15 protein-coding genes are annotated in these 17216 nt (G+C 66.5%); all 15 read left to right on the plus strand.

Going from position 1 to position 17216, the window contains the following annotated elements; all coding sequences use genetic code 11:
• The first annotated feature begins 3 nt into the window (after positions 1 to 3).
• Positions 4 to 1809 carry a peptidoglycan D,D-transpeptidase FtsI family protein gene (locus FBY33_RS13000; protein WP_142030924.1) on the plus strand — a complete coding sequence of 602 codons (1806 nt, stop codon included), beginning with the start codon at positions 4 to 6 and terminating at the stop codon, positions 1807 to 1809.
• A 96-nt stretch (positions 1810 to 1905) separates the two neighbouring features.
• Positions 1906 to 3537, plus strand: a complete 1632-nt coding sequence (locus FBY33_RS13005) for a UDP-N-acetylmuramoyl-L-alanyl-D-glutamate--2,6-diaminopimelate ligase (protein WP_142030925.1) — start codon at positions 1906 to 1908, stop codon at positions 3535 to 3537.
• Positions 3538 to 3543: 6 nt separating this feature from the next.
• A complete protein-coding gene (locus tag FBY33_RS13010; RefSeq protein ID WP_142030926.1) occupies positions 3544 to 5007 on the plus strand; it encodes a UDP-N-acetylmuramoyl-tripeptide--D-alanyl-D-alanine ligase in 1464 nt (487 codons plus the stop codon).
• Positions 5004 to 6113, plus strand: coding sequence for a phospho-N-acetylmuramoyl-pentapeptide-transferase (gene mraY, locus FBY33_RS13015; protein WP_142030927.1), 1110 nt, complete (start codon positions 5004 to 5006; stop codon positions 6111 to 6113). Before FBY33_RS13010 ends, mraY begins: the two co-directional genes overlap by 4 nt.
• Positions 6095 to 7672, plus strand: coding sequence for a UDP-N-acetylmuramoyl-L-alanine--D-glutamate ligase (gene murD / locus FBY33_RS13020; RefSeq protein ID WP_200831377.1), 1578 nt, complete (start codon positions 6095 to 6097; stop codon positions 7670 to 7672). The genes mraY and murD overlap by 19 nt, the downstream gene beginning before the upstream one ends.
• Before the next feature lie 2 nt (positions 7673 to 7674).
• Positions 7675 to 9024: a putative lipid II flippase FtsW gene (gene ftsW / locus FBY33_RS13025; protein WP_142030929.1), complete on the plus strand. Its 1350-nt coding sequence runs from the start codon at positions 7675 to 7677 to the stop codon at positions 9022 to 9024.
• 6 nt (positions 9025 to 9030) lie between these two features.
• Positions 9031 to 10131, plus strand: coding sequence for an undecaprenyldiphospho-muramoylpentapeptide beta-N-acetylglucosaminyltransferase (murG, locus tag FBY33_RS13030; protein WP_142030930.1), 1101 nt, complete (start codon positions 9031 to 9033; stop codon positions 10129 to 10131).
• On the plus strand, positions 10128 to 11504 hold the full coding sequence (gene murC, locus FBY33_RS13035; RefSeq protein WP_142030931.1) for a UDP-N-acetylmuramate--L-alanine ligase: 1377 nt from the start codon (positions 10128 to 10130) through the stop codon (positions 11502 to 11504). Before murG ends, murC begins: the two co-directional genes overlap by 4 nt.
• Positions 11497 to 12420 carry a cell division protein FtsQ/DivIB gene (locus FBY33_RS13040; protein ID WP_200831378.1) on the plus strand — a complete coding sequence of 308 codons (924 nt, stop codon included), beginning with the start codon at positions 11497 to 11499 and terminating at the stop codon, positions 12418 to 12420. The genes murC and FBY33_RS13040 overlap by 8 nt, the downstream gene beginning before the upstream one ends.
• A gap of 184 nt (positions 12421 to 12604) precedes the next feature.
• Positions 12605 to 13858: a cell division protein FtsZ gene (gene ftsZ, locus FBY33_RS13045; RefSeq protein WP_142030932.1), complete on the plus strand. Its 1254-nt coding sequence runs from the start codon at positions 12605 to 12607 to the stop codon at positions 13856 to 13858.
• Between the two features lie 8 nt (positions 13859 to 13866).
• The gene (locus FBY33_RS13050) at positions 13867 to 14556 is read left to right on the plus strand and encodes a polyphenol oxidase family protein (protein WP_142030933.1); all 690 of its coding nucleotides are present in this window, start codon (positions 13867 to 13869) and stop codon (positions 14554 to 14556) included.
• Entirely contained in the window at positions 14549 to 15301 is a 753-nt protein-coding gene (locus tag FBY33_RS13055; RefSeq protein WP_142030934.1) for a YggS family pyridoxal phosphate-dependent enzyme, read from the plus strand. Before FBY33_RS13050 ends, FBY33_RS13055 begins: the two co-directional genes overlap by 8 nt.
• 90 nt (positions 15302 to 15391) lie before the next feature.
• Complete coding sequence (locus FBY33_RS13060) at positions 15392 to 15922, plus strand: cell division protein SepF (protein ID WP_142030935.1); 531 nt, start codon at positions 15392 to 15394, stop codon at positions 15920 to 15922.
• A 134-nt stretch (positions 15923 to 16056) separates the two neighbouring features.
• Entirely contained in the window at positions 16057 to 16344 is a 288-nt protein-coding gene (locus FBY33_RS13065; RefSeq protein ID WP_142030936.1) for a YggT family protein, read from the plus strand.
• Between the two features lie 174 nt (positions 16345 to 16518).
• Positions 16519 to 17202 carry a DivIVA domain-containing protein gene (locus FBY33_RS13070; RefSeq protein ID WP_142030937.1) on the plus strand — a complete coding sequence of 228 codons (684 nt, stop codon included), beginning with the start codon at positions 16519 to 16521 and terminating at the stop codon, positions 17200 to 17202.
• The last annotated feature ends 14 nt before the right edge of the window (positions 17203 to 17216 follow it).

A 17216-nucleotide genomic window follows, 5' to 3' on the forward strand; every position in this document is an offset into this window, starting at 1 on the left:
ACGGTGGCGGAGACGACCGGCAAGGCAGGAAAAAGCAAGGCACCGAACGCCACCAAGCGCTTGCGCCTGGGACTGGGCGTCATGCTCACGCTCCTGCTGGTGGTGGGCGGGAAGCTCTTCCTGGTCCAGGGGCTCGACGTCGGCGGCATGGCCGAGGCGGCACTGAACAGCCGGATGACCTCGGCGATCCTTCCGGCAGAGCGGGGCAGCATTCTGGACTCCCGCGGCACGGTCCTGGCCAACAGTGTGATCCGCTACAACATCGTGGTTGACCAGCGGGTCAACACGAAAACAGAGGCCTACAAGCGGCTCGAGCCCCAAGCGGACGGCCACGACAAGCTGGTGGATGTCAGCCGCGACCAGGCGATTTCCGAACTTGCCGCCGCGCTGGGCATGGACACCAATGCCGTCCGTGACGCGGTGACAGGGGAACAGCCGTATTACATTGTGGCCAAGGACGTAAAGCCCGATGTCGAGGACCGCATCTCCAAGCTCCAGGTTCCCGGCATCGTCGCGGAGGGCGTCAGCAAACGCGTCTACCCGAACGGTGCCGTGGCCGGCGGAGTTGTCGGCTTCCTCCAGGACGGCACCACCGGCCTGGCCGGCATCGAGCAGACGCAGGACGACCAGCTCAAGGGCAAGGACGGCAAGCGCCTGTTCGAGATCGGCGCCGACGGGCTCCGCATCCCGGTGGGCCTGGACGAGTTGACCCCGCCGCAGAACGGCAAGGACGTCAAGCTCACGCTGAACTCGGATCTTCAGTATTTTGCCCAGCAGGCCGTCCAGAGCCAGGCGGACAAACTCAGCGCCGAATGGGGCGTCATCATCGTGATGGACGCCAAGACCGGGAATCTGCTTGCCCTGGCCGACACCAACTCCCCGGACCCCAACAACCCGGGCCTCGTGGCAGCCAAGGACCGTGGCGTCCGGTCTGTAACCGCAGCTTACGAGCCCGGTTCGGTGGAGAAGATGATGACGGCGGCGGCCGTGATCGATGAAGGACTTGCCAGCCCGCTGGACAAGTTCACCATTCCGCCCACCTACACTGTGGACGGCCAGACCTTCAGCGACGCGTTTGCCCACGGCACGGAGGAACGGACGCTGGCGGGCATCATCGGCTACTCCATGAACACCGGAACGGTCATGGCAGGGCAGCGGCTCAGCAAGGAGCAGCGGTACGACTGGCTGAAGAAGTTCGGCATCGGCGAGGCTCCGGACATCGGACTCCCGGCCACGGCAGCGGGCATCCTCACGCCCCCGGACCAGTGGGACGGACGCCAGCAGTACACCGTCCTGTTCGGGCAGGGCGTTTCCCAGTCCACGCTCCAGACGGTCCGTGCCTACCAGAGCATCGCCAACAACGGTGTCATGCTGCAGCCGCGGCTGATCGATTCTTACGTTTCCCCTGACGGTACCGAGGAAAAGGTCCCGGCCCAGCCGTCGCGGCAAATTGTCTCCGAAAGCACGGCCCAGCAGGTCCAGGACATCCTGGAAAGTGCCGTCACCGAAGGCGAAATCAAGGACGCAGGGATCGACGGGTACCGCGTGGGAGCCAAGACCGGTACATCCGAATCACCCTGCGACGACGGCAAGTCCGGCTACTGCGGGTACACGGCCTCCATCGTGGGAATGGCGCCGATGGATGATCCGCGGTTTATTGTGGAGGTGGTCCTCCAGCGGCCGAAGGGCAGCATCTACGGCATCACCAACGGGCCGGTGTTCCGGTCCGTCATGAGCCAGGCGCTGCGGACCTACAACGTCCAGCCTTCGACCGGCCAGCCGGCCAGAATGCCGCAGTACGCCAAGTAGCCGCTGCGCCCCGCCGGAAGTACCAGCAGCATCCAGCGCCTCACAGTGCCCGGCGCGAACCACGCCGGACACGCACTAGCACCATCGGAGATCCCTTTGTCAGAGTTCACCACGCCCGGCAGCGATACTGTCCGGGACGAAAATCCGGGCCGCTTCCGGCCCGCAGCCGTGGCGGCGGTCCCGCTGGCCGCCGTCGGGCAGGCCGTGGGCGTACCCGTACCCGCTCCAGCCTCCGACGTGGAAATCACTGGCATCTCCATCAACTCACGCACGGTCGAGCCCGGCGACCTGTACGTGGCCCTGCCCGGGGCCAGCAGGCACGGCGCCGACTTCGCCACCGACGCCATCGGGGCTGGGGCTGCAGCAGTCCTCACGGACGACGCCGGTGCGCGCCTGCTCGCCCTGTCCGCGGACACGCCCGTGCCCGTGCTCGTCGTCGGCAATCCGCGCAACGAGGTGGGACCCCTCTCCGCCATGATTTACCGGAGCCAGTTTGCCGACGGCCGTCCGCTGCAGCTTTTCGGCGTCACCGGGACCAACGGGAAAACCACCACCACCTACTTCATCTCCTCGCTGCTGCGTGCGCTGGGGCGGCAGTCCGGCCTGATCGGCACCATCGAGATCCTGGCCGGCGGGGAGCCCATCCCCAGCCTCCTCACCACGCCGGAATCGCCGGAGGTCCACGGGCTCCTCGCGCTCATGCACGAGCGCGGGCTGGATGCCGCGGCCATGGAGGTGTCCTCCCATGCGATCTCGTACCAGCGGGTGGACGGCCTGGTCTTCGACGTCGCAGGGTTCACCAACCTCACCCAGGACCACCTGGACCTGCACCACACGATGGACGGGTACTTCGCCACCAAAGCAGAGCTCTTCACACCGGGCCGCGCCCGCACGGCCGTGGTGACGGTCGACGACGAGTGGGGCCAGCGCTTGGCCGGCAACAGCGAGGTGCCCATCACCACGCTCAGTACCAGCGGCCGGACCGCGGCGGACTGGACAGTCAGCGCTGCCTCGCCACGCGGGCTCGGCACCGACTTCACCCTTACGGGGCCCGCCGGTGCCGTCCTGAACGTCCACACGGGGCTGCCCGGCAGCTTCAACGTTGCCAACGCAGCCCTGGCCACGCTCATGGTCCTCACATCCGGGGTTGGCGCCGCCGACCTGCAGGCCGCCCTGGACCGCGCCGATCCGTTCAGCATGGCCGTGCCGGGGCGGATGCAGCTGGTCGCCGAGCAGCCCGCCGCCGTCGTGGACTTCGCCCACAATACCGACGCCTTGGCACGGGCCCTGGAAGCAGTCCGTTCACCGGAACCGGATTCGCGCCTGATCGTTGTCTTCGGCGCCACGGGACAGCGCGACCAGGGCAAGCGCCCGGCCATGGGAGCCATCGCCGCCCGTCTTGCCGACACTGTGATCATCACCGACGACGACCCGCACGACGAGGACGCAGCAGCCATCCGGGCCGAAGTGCTGGCCGGCGCGCGGGAAGCCGTGGAAAAAGAGTCCCTGCACGCCGACCTGCTGGAGGTCTTCCCGCGGGACGAGGCCATCCGGCACGCGGCGGGCCTGGCGCGGCCGCAGGACACCATCCTGGTGGCCGGCCGCGGCCACGAGGTCTGGCAGGAAGTGAAAGGCGTGAATCTCGCCCTGGACGACAGGGTGGAGCTGCGCAACGCCTTGACAGCCAGGGGATTCAACGTTCTCCATGACGACCGGATAGAGTCCTAGACCGAGATGATTGCATTTACTGCGGCGGAAATCGCCGAAATCACCGGCGGGCGCCTGGACGCCGATCCCGGAATTACGCCCCTCTCGGTGGTGACGGATTCACGCGAAGCCACGCCCGGTTCGCTTTACGTCGCAAAGCCGGGCGAGCACGCCGACGGCCACGACTTCATCGACGCCGCCTTTGCCTCCGGAGCTGTCCTGGCCCTTGTCGAGCGCCCGGTCGAAGCCCTGGAGGGCAGTGCCTACCCGTCCATCGTGGTTGCCGATGCCGTCCTGGCAATGGGTGCCCTGGCTGCCGAAGCGGTCCGCCGCATCCGTGCCGCCCGTGCAGCAGCGGGGGAGCAGCTGACCGTCGTGGGCATCACGGGTTCAGCCGGCAAGACCACCACCAAGGACCTGCTGGCCGGGACCCTGGCCACGCAAGGCAACACCGTCGCGCCCCAGGGCTCCTACAACGGTGAGGTTGGCGTGCCGCTGACCGTCTTCCGGGCGGACGCCGACACCCGCTACCTGGTCATTGAGATGGGGGCCACAGGGATCGGCCACATCCGCTACCTCTCAGAGATGGTCAAGCCGGACATCGGGGTGGTCCTTGCAGTGGGCACTGCCCACGCCGGCGAGTTCGGAGGGGTGGAGAACATTGCACTGGCCAAGGGCGAGATGGTTGAAGGCCTTTCCGCCGCCGGCACCGCCATCATCAATCTCGACGACGAACGAGTCGCCGCCATGCGCAGCCGTACCTCGGCCAACGTCCTCGGCTTTTCCGCCGACGGACGCCAGGACGCGCAGGTCCGGGCGCTGAATGCTGACACCAATGCCGGGGGCAGCCCCGAATTCGACCTCCAGCTGCCCAACGGCGATGCACCCCTCCACGTGAGCAGCCGGCTGATCGGAGCACACCACACGGGAAACCTGCTGGCAGCCGCGGCAGCCGCATGGGCTGCCGGAGTCGCGGGAGAGCACATTGCTGCCTCGCTGAGCAGCCAGGCAGCCGCCAGCCGCTGGCGCATGGAACGCACGGAGCGGCCGGACGGCGTCACCATCATCAACGATGCCTACAACGCCAACCCCGAATCGATGCGTGCCGCGCTCCGGACGCTGGCAGATCTCGGCCGGGGCCGCCGCACCTGGGCCGTCCTGGGAGCCATGCTGGAACTGGGCGAGGACTCAATCCGCGAGCACACCGCCGTGGGCACCCAGGTGGTGCGCCTCAACATCTCCCGGCTGCTGGTGGTGGGCCGGGACGCGCGCGCTCTCTACGTCTCCGCGGTACAGGAAGGGTCCTGGGGCGACGAATGCCTCTTTGCCGAAACCGTGGATGAGGCCCATGAAATCCTCGATTCCGAGCTCCAGCCGGGCGACCTCGTGCTGTTCAAGTCCTCCAACAGCGTGGGACTGCGCCATTTGGGCGATCGGATAGCATTACCCCCAACCCCGACCCCTGCCGACGAAAGGAGCACTCTGCTGTGATTGCTCTGCTGATCGGCGCAGGCCTGGCCCTGCTGTTCGCCCTGGTGGGCACGCCCCTTTTCATCCGCCTCCTGGTGCACCGCGGCTATGGCCAGTTCATCCGTGACGACGGCCCCACGTCGCACCACACCAAGCGTGGAACACCCACCATGGGCGGAACTGTGGTCGTGGCCGCCGTCCTGCTGAGCTACGGACTCACGCACCTCATCATGCTGATGATGAACCCTGATTCCCCCGGGCCTTCCGCCTCAGCACTTATCCTGCTGTTCCTCATGGTGGGCATGGGCCTGGTGGGCTTCCTGGACGACTTCATCAAAATCTCGCGGCAGCGAAGCCTTGGCCTCGACGCCAAGGCGAAGCTCATCCTCCAGGCGGCCGTGGGCATCATCTTCGCCGTCCTGGCGTTGAACTTCCCCAACAATGCAGGCCTGACACCCGCGTCAACCAAGATCTCCCTGGTCCGCGACCTGCCATGGCTTGACCTCGCCTTTGGCGGCACAGTCCTCGGCGCAATCCTGTTCGTCATTTGGTCCAACCTGATCGTCACCGCCGCCACCAACGGCGTGAACCTTACGGACGGCCTCGACGGCCTGGCCGCGGGTGCATCCATCATGGTGTTCGGCGCGTATACGCTCATGGGCATATGGCAGAACAACCAAGCCTGCGGCTCGCCCAGGGAAACCGGCAGCGGCTGTTATCTGGTCCGGGATCCCCTGGACCTCGCGCTGCTGGCAGCCATCCTGAGCGCTGCCCTGGTGGGCTTCCTATGGTGGAACACCTCGCCGGCCAAGATCTTCATGGGCGACACCGGGTCACTGGCCATTGGCGGCGCGGTGGCTGGATTCGCCATCCTCTCCCGGACCGAGCTTCTGCTGGGCATTGTGGGCGGCCTCTTCGTGCTCATCACCTTGTCCGTCATCATCCAGGTGGGTTACTTCAAGGCCACCGGCGGAAAGCGCGTCTTCAAGATGGCGCCTCTGCAGCACCACTTCGAGCTGAAGGGGTGGGCCGAAGTGACCGTCGTTGTCCGGTTCTGGATCCTGGGCGGACTCTTCGTCGCCGCGGGCCTTGGCATCTTCTACGCTGAATGGGTTGTACTGCTGTGACCGTTTCCCCCCGCCTGGCAAACCTTGTCTCCTGGGACTCCGACTGGGCCGGCCTGCGCGTGGTCGTGACCGGCATCGGCGTATCCGGCTTCGCCGCCGCAGACACCCTCATTGAACTCGGTGCACGCGTGGTGGTGGTGGATGCCGCCACCAGCGAAACAGCCCGTGCACATGCCGACACCCTGAAGATCGTGGGCGCCGCCGATGTGCTGCTGGGACCGGACGCCGTCACCCACATACCGCGCATCGACGGCGAACTTCCGGAACTCATCGTGACATCGCCCGGATGGCGCCCGGACCAGGCCCTCCTGGCTGGCGCGGCCCGGGCACACATTCCCGTCTGGGGCGACGTCGAACTGGCATGGCGGGTGCGGACCCGGGAGGGCCGGAAGACGGCCGACTGGCTGGCCATCACCGGCACCAACGGCAAGACCACAACGGTTGGGCTCACCGAATCGATGCTGCGCGCCGCCGGGCTCAAGGCGATCGCGGTCGGAAATGTCGGCACCCCCATCCTGGATGCCCTCCGCGACCCGGTGGAGTACGACGTCTTCGCTGTTGAACTCTCCAGCTTCCAGCTGCACTGGGCGGAATCCGTGTCGCCGGTGGCCAGCGTCTGCCTCAATGTGGCCGAAGACCACGTGGACTGGCATGGTTCCTACGACTCGTACCTTGCCGACAAGGCCAAGGTCTACGAGCGAACCCGGAAGGCCTGCATCTACAACGCGGAGCAGGTGGAAACCGAGCGCATGGTGGAGAACGCGGATGTGGTGGAAGGCTGCCGCGCAGTCGGCTTCACCACAGTCACCCCTGCTGTCAGCATGCTCGGAGTCGTGGAAGGGCTCCTGGTGGACCGGGCGTTCATCGAGGAGCGCAGGAACAGCGCTGCAGAACTGGCCTCGATGGCCGATCTTGGTCCGCTCGCCCCACGGCACATGGTGGCCAACGCCCTCGCAGCCGCCGGTCTGGTGCGCGCCTACGGTGTGGATGCCAAGGCGGTCCGCCAAGGCATTTTGGACTACGTCCCGGGCGACCACCGCATCCAGCCCGTGGCCCGCCTGCACGGCGTCCTCTGGGTCAACGACTCCAAGGCCACCAACCCGCATGCAGCCTCCGCTTCCCTGTCTGCATTCAGCAACGTGGTCTGGATTGCCGGCGGCCTCTCAAAGGGCGTCAGCTACGACGACCTCGTGAGGGACCACGCCGCGCGGCTCAAGGCCGTGGTACTGATCGGAACAGACACCTCCCCGCTCCGGGAGGCCCTCCGGCGACACGCGCCCGATGTCCCGGTGATCGAGCAGGGGGCAGGCGACACTGAAGGAGTGCAGACTGCTTCGGCGCCCGGTGGCACTCCTGCCGGTTCACCCGGCAACGGAGAACAGGTGATGTCCCAGGCCGTTGCGTCAGCAGCACAGCTTGCCGAATCCGGCGACACCGTGCTGATGGCTCCCGCAGCTGCTTCCATGGATCAGTTCTCTTCCTACGCTCACCGTGGCGGTACTTTCATCGACGCTGTCCGCGAGCTGGTGGAGGGGCAGGCCCAGACCGGCGAGGAGTAACAATGGTCAGCACGCCCACCCGGCCCAAGGGTGGCAAGCCCCAGGGGGTCAAAACCCAGGGTGGCAAGCCCCGCCCCGGCTCCACGGCCACCCGGCGGCCTGCTTCGGCGGGCCTGAAGCTGCGGACCATCTACCGCCGGTTCTGGTCCGCGCTGGAGGGAACAGGCACCTCCCGGAACGGCTCCACGTACTACCTCATCCTCGGTGCCACGCTGGCATTGACCGCCATCGGGATCATGATGGTCCTCTCCGCCTCCAGTGTTGAATCCATCGCTGCCGGAAAGTCCCCCTATGGCGACGCGCTGAAGCAGGGAGTCTTCGCCGCAATCGGCATCTTCACCATGTTCGTGCTCTCGCGGATCAACGTGGTGTGGCTGAAGCGGCTCGCATGGCCCGCCGTCGGTGCCGCCGTGCTGCTCCTGGGCCTGGTGCAGGTGGTTGGCGACGAAGTCAACGGCAACAAGAACTGGATCGACCTCGGCGGCATCACCTTCCAGCCTTCCGAAGCCGCCAAGCTGGCCCTCGCCCTGTGGCTGGCCACGGTGCTGGCCCGGAAGGGCAAACTGCTCAGCCGGTGGCAGCACGTGCTGGTCCCCGCAGTGCCCATGGCAGCCATCGTCATAGTCCTGATCCTGGTGGGCAACGACCTCGGCACGGCGATGATCATTATGATGATCGTCGCAGCGGCGCTGTTCTTCGCGGGTGTTCCGCTCTACCTCTTCGGCATCGCCGGCATCATCGCCGCTGCCGGCACCGCTGTCATGGCCGTCACCAGCTCCAACCGCATGTGCCGCATCACCTCGTGGTGGACCGGCCAGTCCTGCGCAGACGGCATCGACGCCAACTACCAGGCCACCAACGGCATGTACGGCCTTGCCTCCGGCGGCTGGCTGGGCGTGGGCCTGGGGCAGAGCCGGCAAAAGTACAGCTGGATCCCCGAAGCCCACAACGACTTCATCTTCGCCATCATTGGCGAGGAACTCGGCCTGGTGGGAACCGTCGTCGTGCTGATCCTGTTCGCCATCCTTGGCGCTGCCATCTACCGCGTGGTGGTGGCACAGGAGGACCTGTTCCACCGGGTCCTGGCCGGCACCATCATGGTCTGGCTCCTGGGCCAGGCCACCGTGAACATGTCCGTGGTCACCGGTTTGATGCCGGTCATCGGCGTGCCGCTGCCGTTCATTTCCTACGGCGGCTCGGCCCTGCTGATGTCACTGTGCGCGGTGGGGGTGGTCCTCTCGCTGGCGCGGGAGCAGATGGCCCCGGCCATGCGGCCCAAACGGATGCTGAAGTTCAAGGCCCGGCCGGGGCGGGACAAGAACAAACCAAAGAATTCCAGAAAGCGTGCCTGATTCCAGATGACTCCGACACAACCCTCCATCGTCCTGGCCGGCGGCGGAACAGCGGGCCACATCAGCCCATTGCTCGCCATCGCCGCTGCCCTAAGGAGCGAAGCCCCCGACGCATCCATCCTGGCGGTTGGAACGCCCTCGGGGATGGAAACCCGGCTGGTTCCCGCCGCCGGTGTCCAATTGGCCACGATCGACCGGGTGCCCCTGCCGCGCAAGCCGTCCTCGGACCTGCTGCGCCTGCCTGCCAGGCTGGCCGGGGCGGTCCGGCAGGCCGGCGCCATCCTGGACCAGGCCCGGGCCGATGTGCTGGTGGGAGTCGGCGGATACGTTTGCACACCCATGTACCTGGCGGCACGCAAGCGCCGCATCCCCATCGTCATCCATGAAGCCAACGCCCGTCCCGGGCTGGCCAACCGGGTGGGGGCTTTCCTCAACGGCCGGGTTGCCGTGGCCTTCGAAGGCACCCCGCTGCGCAATGGCGTGCACGTGGGAATGCCCATGAGGAAGGAGATTTCCGGCCTGGACCGGAAGACCGCACGCACCGCCGCGCGGGAGGCCCTTGGGCTCGATCCCCACCAGCCAACCCTGATCGTCACCGGTGGTTCCTCCGGGGCGCAGAGCATCAACCGGACCATCGCCGCCGCTGCCAGCCGCCTTGGCGATGCCGGTATCCAGACCCTCCACATCACCGGACGCGGCAAGACAGTCCTGGACGAGGCCGGTCAGCCCCTCGCGGCAAAGGGCTACCGGCAGGTGGAGTACATCGACGGCATGGAGCTTGCTTATGCCGCTGCGGACCTGCTTCTGGCGCGGTCGGGCGCGGCCACGGTGTGCGAGGTGGCCGCCGTCGGCGTCCCGGCGGTCCTGGTGCCGCTGCCCATCGGCAACGGTGAACAGGCACTGAATGCAGCGGGCCTGGTGGCCGCAGGCGGAGCGCTGCTGGTGGCTGACCGCGACTTCACGGCGGAATGGGTTGACCGCGAATTGATTCCCCTGATCACCGACAACGCACGGCTTGCCGCCATGGAAGCCAAGTCCTACCGGCTCGGAATCCGAAATGCCGACCAGCGCATGGCTGGTCTTGTCCTGGAAGCGGTATCTGCATGAGCCCCGACAACACTCCCAGCCTGGAATCCCTTGGAAAGGTGCACTTCATCGGCATCGGGGGAGTAGGCATGTCCGCCGTGGCCCGCATCATGGTGGCCCGCGGAGTCCCGGTCAGCGGATCAGACGCCAAGGACCTGCCCGTCATGGCGGACCTTGCCGCGGCAGGGGCGCGTATTGCCGTCGGCTACTCCGCGGGCAACCTGGCGGACGCGCAGACTGTGGTTGCAGGCTCAGCCATCCGCGAGGACAACCCCGAGCTGGCGGCGGCACGCGCGGCTGGGCTGCCCGTGCTGCACCGGTCCCAGGCCCTGGCAGCCACCATGGGCGGGGACACTGTGGTGACGGTTGCCGGAACGCACGGCAAGTCCACCACCACGTCGATGGTCACCGTGCTGCTCCGCGCGGCCGGCCTGGATCCGTCCTTTGCCGTCGGCGCCAACATTCCCGCGCTTGGCGTGAATGCCGCGCACGGGACGTCCGGCATCTTCGTTGCCGAGGCTGACGAATCCGACGGGTCCTTCCTGAACTACCGGCCCCGCATCGCCGTCGTCACCAATGTGGAGCCTGACCACCTCGATTACTACGGCACCGCTGAAGCCGTCTACGAGTCCTTCGACCGCTTCACTGCCCTGCTGTCGGCGGACGGCCTCCTGGTGGCCTGCGGTGACGACGCCGGCGCGCTGGCCCTCGCGGAACGGACCAGGGCGCGGGGCAACACGCGGGTGGTCCTGTACGGCACCAGTGACGCGGCAGACATCAGGCTTGACGACGACGGCAGGGGACAGGTTGCCATATCGGCAGACGGCGCCCGGTTCCCTTTGTCGCTGCAGGTGCCCGGACGGCACAACGCCCTTAACGCTGCGGCCGCCTTTGCCGTGGCCCTCGAGCTCGGTGTGGACGCTGCCGCCGCTGCCGCCGGACTGGCCCGTTTCTCCGGCGCATCCCGCCGCTTTGAACTGAAAGGCGGAGCAAGGGGGGTGCGCGTGTTCGACGACTACGCCCATCACCCCACGGAAGTCCGCGCCGCTCTCACCGCCGCCCGGTCAGTGGCTGGCGGCCACAAGGTCCATGTCCTGTTCCAGCCGCACCTGTTTTCCCGTACCCGTGAATTCGCCGCGCAGTTCGCTGATGCCCTCAACCTTGCCGATACCGCCCTGGTCCTGGACATCTACCCCGCCAGGGAGGACCCAATCCCCGGCGTCACGAGCCAGCTCATCGCCGACCACCTGAGGGAAGGCGGACGGCTCGTCTCCGCCGACGACGCAGTTGGCACCCTGGCCGGAGCAGCCACGGACGGGGACGTTGTCCTCACGGTGGGCGCCGGTGACGTCACAGCCTACGGTCCCAAAATCGTGGAGGCACTGCGTGCCTAGCTCCCGCCGCCCCACCTACGCCCCGGCCAAGGGCAAAAGCCGCCCCGACTCCAAGCCCGGGAACAGCACGGACGCACCGGCACAATCGTCCGGCATGCCCGGGGGCGGTGCAGGCGGTGACGTGATCACGGCATCCCGCAGTATCCCTGACCAGGCATCCCCACAGCAGCTGAAGGAGCCGAAACCCGCCGGGGCAACGGTCCTGGCGTTCCCGGAGCCCAAAGGCCGGCGCCGCAGGAAGAAAGTCCTGCTCGCCGTGGGAACTGTGCTGGTGCTGGTTGCCGGGCTGCTGGCGGCCGCCGTCTACTCCCCACTCCTTGCCATGCAGAACATTTCGGTGACAGGCACGCGGCTTGTCACACCTGCCCAGGTTCAGGCTGCGCTGGAACCCCTGCGCGGCAAGCCACTGCCGCAGATCAGCGACGACGACGTCCGCGGGCTCCTGGGTTCCCTGATCCAGGTCAAGTCCGTTTCCGTGGAGGCCCGGCCGCCGTCCACCCTCGCCGTCGCGGTGCACGAGCGTGTGCCGGTGGCGCTGGTCAAGCAGGGGGAGCAGTACCAGCTGGTGGACGTCGACGGCATCCAGCTGGCAGCCACTGATGATCCGGCGTCGGCCTCGCTGCCGGTCATCGACGGCGGTGCCGGCGCGATTGGCCAGGACCTGTTCCGCGCCACCGCCGCAGTCCTGGGGGCGCTGCCGGCCGACGTGCTGGCGAAGCTTTCCAACGCGTCCGCGCAGTCCGTGGACGCGGTGGAACTCAAGCTGGTGGACGGCCAAACCATCGTGTGGGGCAACGCCTCCGAGAAGGAACTCAAGGCCAAGGTCCTGGCCGCGCTCCTCAAGACTCCGGCCGATCCCAAGAACCCGGTCAGGGTCTACGATGTCAGTGTTCCACGGCACCCCGTGACGCGCTGAGCGCTTTCTTTCCCGGTATTAATCCGACACGCGGACCCGGTTATTGAATGTCGGAACCAGAGGAAATACCGTCACAGACAAGAGTTACTTGACATAACTATAACCTTCAACTCGAAGGTTAAGGTTTCAGCCTTCAAGCTCTCCATCAGTTTTCGCAATAAGACACGAACAAGGGACACGTAACGTGGCAGCTCCGCAGAATTACTTGGCCGTCATCAAAGTCGTCGGCATCGGCGGCGGTGGCGTGAACGCAGTCAACCGCATGATCGAGGTCGGCCTCAGGGGTGTTGAGTTCATCGCCATCAACACCGACGCCCAGGCCCTGCTCATGAGCGACGCCGACGTGAAGCTCGACGTCGGACGGGAGCTGACCCGGGGCCTGGGCGCCGGCGCCAACCCGGAGGTGGGCAAGCAGGCCGCCGAGGACCATGCCGACGAGATCGAGGAAGTCCTGCGCGGCGCCGACATGGTCTTCGTCACCGCCGGCGAAGGCGGCGGCACCGGCACCGGCGGCGCGCCCGTCGTGGCCCGTATTGCCCGCTCGCTCGGCGCCCTGACCATCGGCGTGGTCACGCGCCCGTTCACGTTTGAGGGCCGCCGCCGTGCCGGTTCCGCAGAGGCCGGCATCGACGCCCTGCGTGACGAGGTGGACACCCTGATCGTCATCCCCAACGACCGTTTGCTGTCCATCAGCGACCGCAACGTATCCGTTCTTGACGCCTTCCGCTCCGCGGACCAGGTCCTGCTGTCCGGTGTCCAGGGCATCACCGACCTCATCACTACGCCCGGCCTGATCAACCTTGACTTCGCGGACGTCAAGTCCGTCATGCAGGGCGCCGGCTCGGCCCTGATGGGCATCGGTTCCGCCCGGGGTGAAGACCGCGCCGTCAAGGCGGCCGAACTGGCCATCGCCTCGCCGTTGCTGGAAGCATCCATCGACGGCGCCCACGGCGTGCTGCTGTCCATCCAGGGCGGCTCGGACCTGGGCCTGTTCGAAATCAACGAGGCCGCGCGGCTGGTCCAGGAAGTGGCCCACCCCGAGGCGAACATCATCTTTGGTGCCGTCATCGACGATGCCCTGGGTGATGAAGCGCGTGTCACGGTCATCGCGGCCGGGTTCGACGACGTCAAGGCCACCTCGCCCTCCATGGACCAGTCCCAGCCGCAGGCCGCCCCGCAGCGGCCTGCTGCCCCCGCGGCCGCTCCCGCCTCTGCCCACCCCCAGAACGGAAACCACCAGGGCGGCGGCAACCACCAGCAGAACGTCCAGCCGATCCACGCAGGCGTCGGCGCCGCGGGCCTCAGCAACTGGGGACAGCAGCGCCCGTCGGCCGTCCCCGCCGACTCAGGCTTCGACGTCGACCTGCCCTCCGTCGTGGAGCCGGACCTGACCGGCACCCACCCGGATGACCTGGATGTCCCCGACTTCCTGAAGTAGGCAGCGGCTTGTTCCATTGGCGCGCCGACATCCTGCCCGGGGTATCGGCCGCATTCACTGATGTGGATGCGGGAAATCTTGCCCTGCATGTAGGGGACGATCCAGCCGGGGTCCAGCAGCGCCGGGCCCGGCTGGAGGAGTCCATCGGCGTGCGTTCCCAATCGCTGCGCTTCATGAACCAGGTCCACGGGACTACTGTGGCCGTGATGGGCGCGGACTCACCCTCACCTGAAGCCGACGCGATGGTGTCCCAAGGGCTTCCCCTCGCCGTCATGGTTGCGGACTGCATTCCGGTGCTGCTCGCGGGGGAGTCCCCAGGCGGGCCGGTGCTTGCCGCTGTGCACGCGGGCCGTCCCGGCATCGCGAACGGTGTGATCCCCGCCGCTGTGGACACCATGAAGTTTCTTGGTGCCTCCCGGATCCGGGCCTGGATGGGCCCATCGATCTGCGGGTCCTGCTATGAAGTTCCTCCGGCACTGCAGGACGAGGTAGCCGCCCTGGTCCCTGCCACCCGCAGCACCACCTCGTGGGGAACGTCCGCCCTGGACCTTCCCGCCGGTGCGCGGAGCCAGCTTGAGGCTGCCGGCGTGGACGTGGAATACGCAGGTCCCTGCACCCTCGAGACGGACACCCTCTACTCGTACCGCCGCGATCGGAATACCGGCCGTTTCGCCGGACTGATCTGGTGCCATGACTGAGCCGGCAAGCACAGGGCAGGGCCCGGCAGACGATCCCCGCAGCGCGGAACTTTCCGAACGGCTTGCCGCCGTGCGGAAGCGGATCGCAGCGGCCGCCGGGGACGCCGGGCGCGGGGACCGGCTTCCGACCCTGATTGTGGTCACCAAGTTTCACCCGGCGGACGACATCCGGCGCCTGGCCGCCCTTGGTGTGACGGATGTGGGCGAGAACCGGGACCAGGAGGCCGCCGCCAAAGCCCTTGAGCTGGCAGATCTGACCTTGGCGTGGCATTTCGTAGGCCAGCTGCAGTCCAAGAAGGCCAAATCCGTGGCGCGCTACGCCTCCGCGGTCCATTCCGTGGACCGGCCGCAGCTCGTGGACGCACTGGCCAAGGCGGTTGCCCATGAGATCGACGCCAGTGGGAGGGCGGCGCTGGACTGCTTTGTCCAGGTCAGCCTTGAGGACGACGGCGGCACGCACCGCGGCGGTGCAGACCCCGCCGACGTGCCGCTGCTGGCAGAGCGGATTGCCGCGGCGGAGGGCCTGAACCTGGCCGGCGTGATGGCAGTGGCGCCGCTGGGTGCGCCACCGGAACCGGCGTTCGAGCAGCTCGCCGGGATCTCCGCCCGGCTGGCGGCGGCTTACCCCGCGGCGACAGGCATTTCGGCAGGCATGAGCCAGGACCTTGAGGCCGCCATCAAGTTCGGAGCGACACACCTGCGAATCGGTTCGGATATTCTCGGTTCCCGTCCCGCGGTGGGGTAGCGTCGGACCTATTGGAAGTGATGGGCGGGGGACTCCAGTGCTGTCAAATCATTGGGCGGCCCGCTTACGGGACACGATTAGGAGTCGACCATGGCCGGCGCTCTGCGCAAGACAATGATCTATCTTGGGCTCGCCGACGGCGATGAGCATTACGAGTCCGAGCAACAGACCACACGTAAGGATGAGGACGAACCGATGGAAGTTGACCGCGAGGAACGCCGCGCTCCGGCGCCGGTCCGCGAAGTCAGCCGCGAGGCGTCCTACGCCCCTGAAGAGGAATACCGCGCCCCTGTGACCCCCATTAAACGCGCGGCTTCGAGCCGCGAAGAGAACACCGGACTTCGCCAGATCACTACCATCCACCCGCGCTCCTACAACGATGCCAAGCTCATCGGTGAGAGTTTCCGGGATGGCATTCCTGTGATCATGAACGTCACGGACATGGGCGAATCCGATGCCAAGCGGCTGGTGGACTTCTCCGCCGGCCTCGTGTTTGGCCTCCGGGGAAGCATCGAGCGGGTGACCAACAAGGTGTTCCTGCTCTCCCCGTCCTACGTCGAAGTGATCGGTGACGACAAGAAGGCCAGCGACACTCAGGCCACCTTCTTCAACCAAAGCTGAGCACAAAAGCCGCACCCCGATGCCAGGCAGGGACACCTGTCTGGCATCTGTGCTGAAATAGACAAGACAACAGCAGGACAACAGTGGCCTCCGCGATGGAATCGCCGCACGACTATGGAGATATGAAATAAGTCATGGGAATTGTTTTCGGACTTCTCTATCTCGCCCTGCTGCTGTTCTTCGTCGCCCTCATCATCCGCCTGGTGTTCGACTGGGTACAGATGTTTGCAAGGGAATGGCGGCCACGGGGCGCGGCCCTGGTCGTGGCACACGCCGTGTACTCCATCACCGATCCGCCCCTCAACGGCCTGCGGCGCATGATTCCGCCGCTCCGGCTCGGCGGCATCTCCCTGGACCTGGGTTTCCTGATCCTGTTCATCGGCGTCAGCATCGCGATGAACGTCACCAGGGGACTTGCCTGATCCACGCACCGGACCGGCAATGCAGTGTGTTCCCCCGCGGAACGGCTAGTGTAAAGCGAAGAAACCTCGCGTTTGACACCGCAGTGTTGAATTAGAGTAAGCAGACCAAATTTAGGTACCGTAGTTTTGACGGCCGGAAGGCCTACTGACTAACCAGACCAGTGAGGTGACCAGATGGCTTTGACGCCAGAAGACGTTGTCAACAAGCGCTTTCAGCCCACCAAGTTCCGCGAGGGCTATGACCAGGACGAGGTTGATGACTTCCTGGACGAAATCGTCGTTGAACTCCGCCGCCTGAACCAGGAAAACGACGAGCTCCGCAAGAAGCTCGCCGAAGCAGGTTCAAGCGTTCCGGCAAGCTCAGCTGCCGCCCCCGTGGTGGAGAAGGTCCCCGCGCCGGTCAAGGCAGACAAGGACGAAGCCCGCGAGAAGGCAGAGGCCGAGGCGAAGGCTGCCGAAGCCGCCAAGAAGAAGGACGTCCAGCCGGCTGCCCCGGCTGCCGCCGCACCGGCTGCGCCTGCCGCTGCCACTGCTTCAGCGGAGTCCGCTGCCGGCCTGCTGGCCATGGCACAGCAGATGCACGACCGCCACGTCGCCGACGGCCAGGCCCAGAAGGACAAGATCATCGCCGAAGCGCAGATCGAAGCCAGCAGCCTCGTCAACGACGCCCAGGAGAAGTCCCGCAAGATCCTCGGTGCCCTGGAGCAGCAGCGCTCCGTCCTGGAACGCAAGGTGGAGCAGCTCCGCGGCTTCGAACGCGACTACCGTTCACGTCTGAAGGCCTACATCGAAGGCCAGCTCCGCGACCTCGATGCCCGCGGATCCGTTGCGACGCCGGAAGTCAGCGAAGCCAACTAAGTCTGGCAGCACGT

The sequence above is a fragment of the Arthrobacter sp. SLBN-112 genome (assembly GCF_006715225.1).
Classification (GTDB): Bacteria; Actinomycetota; Actinomycetes; order Actinomycetales; family Micrococcaceae; genus Arthrobacter.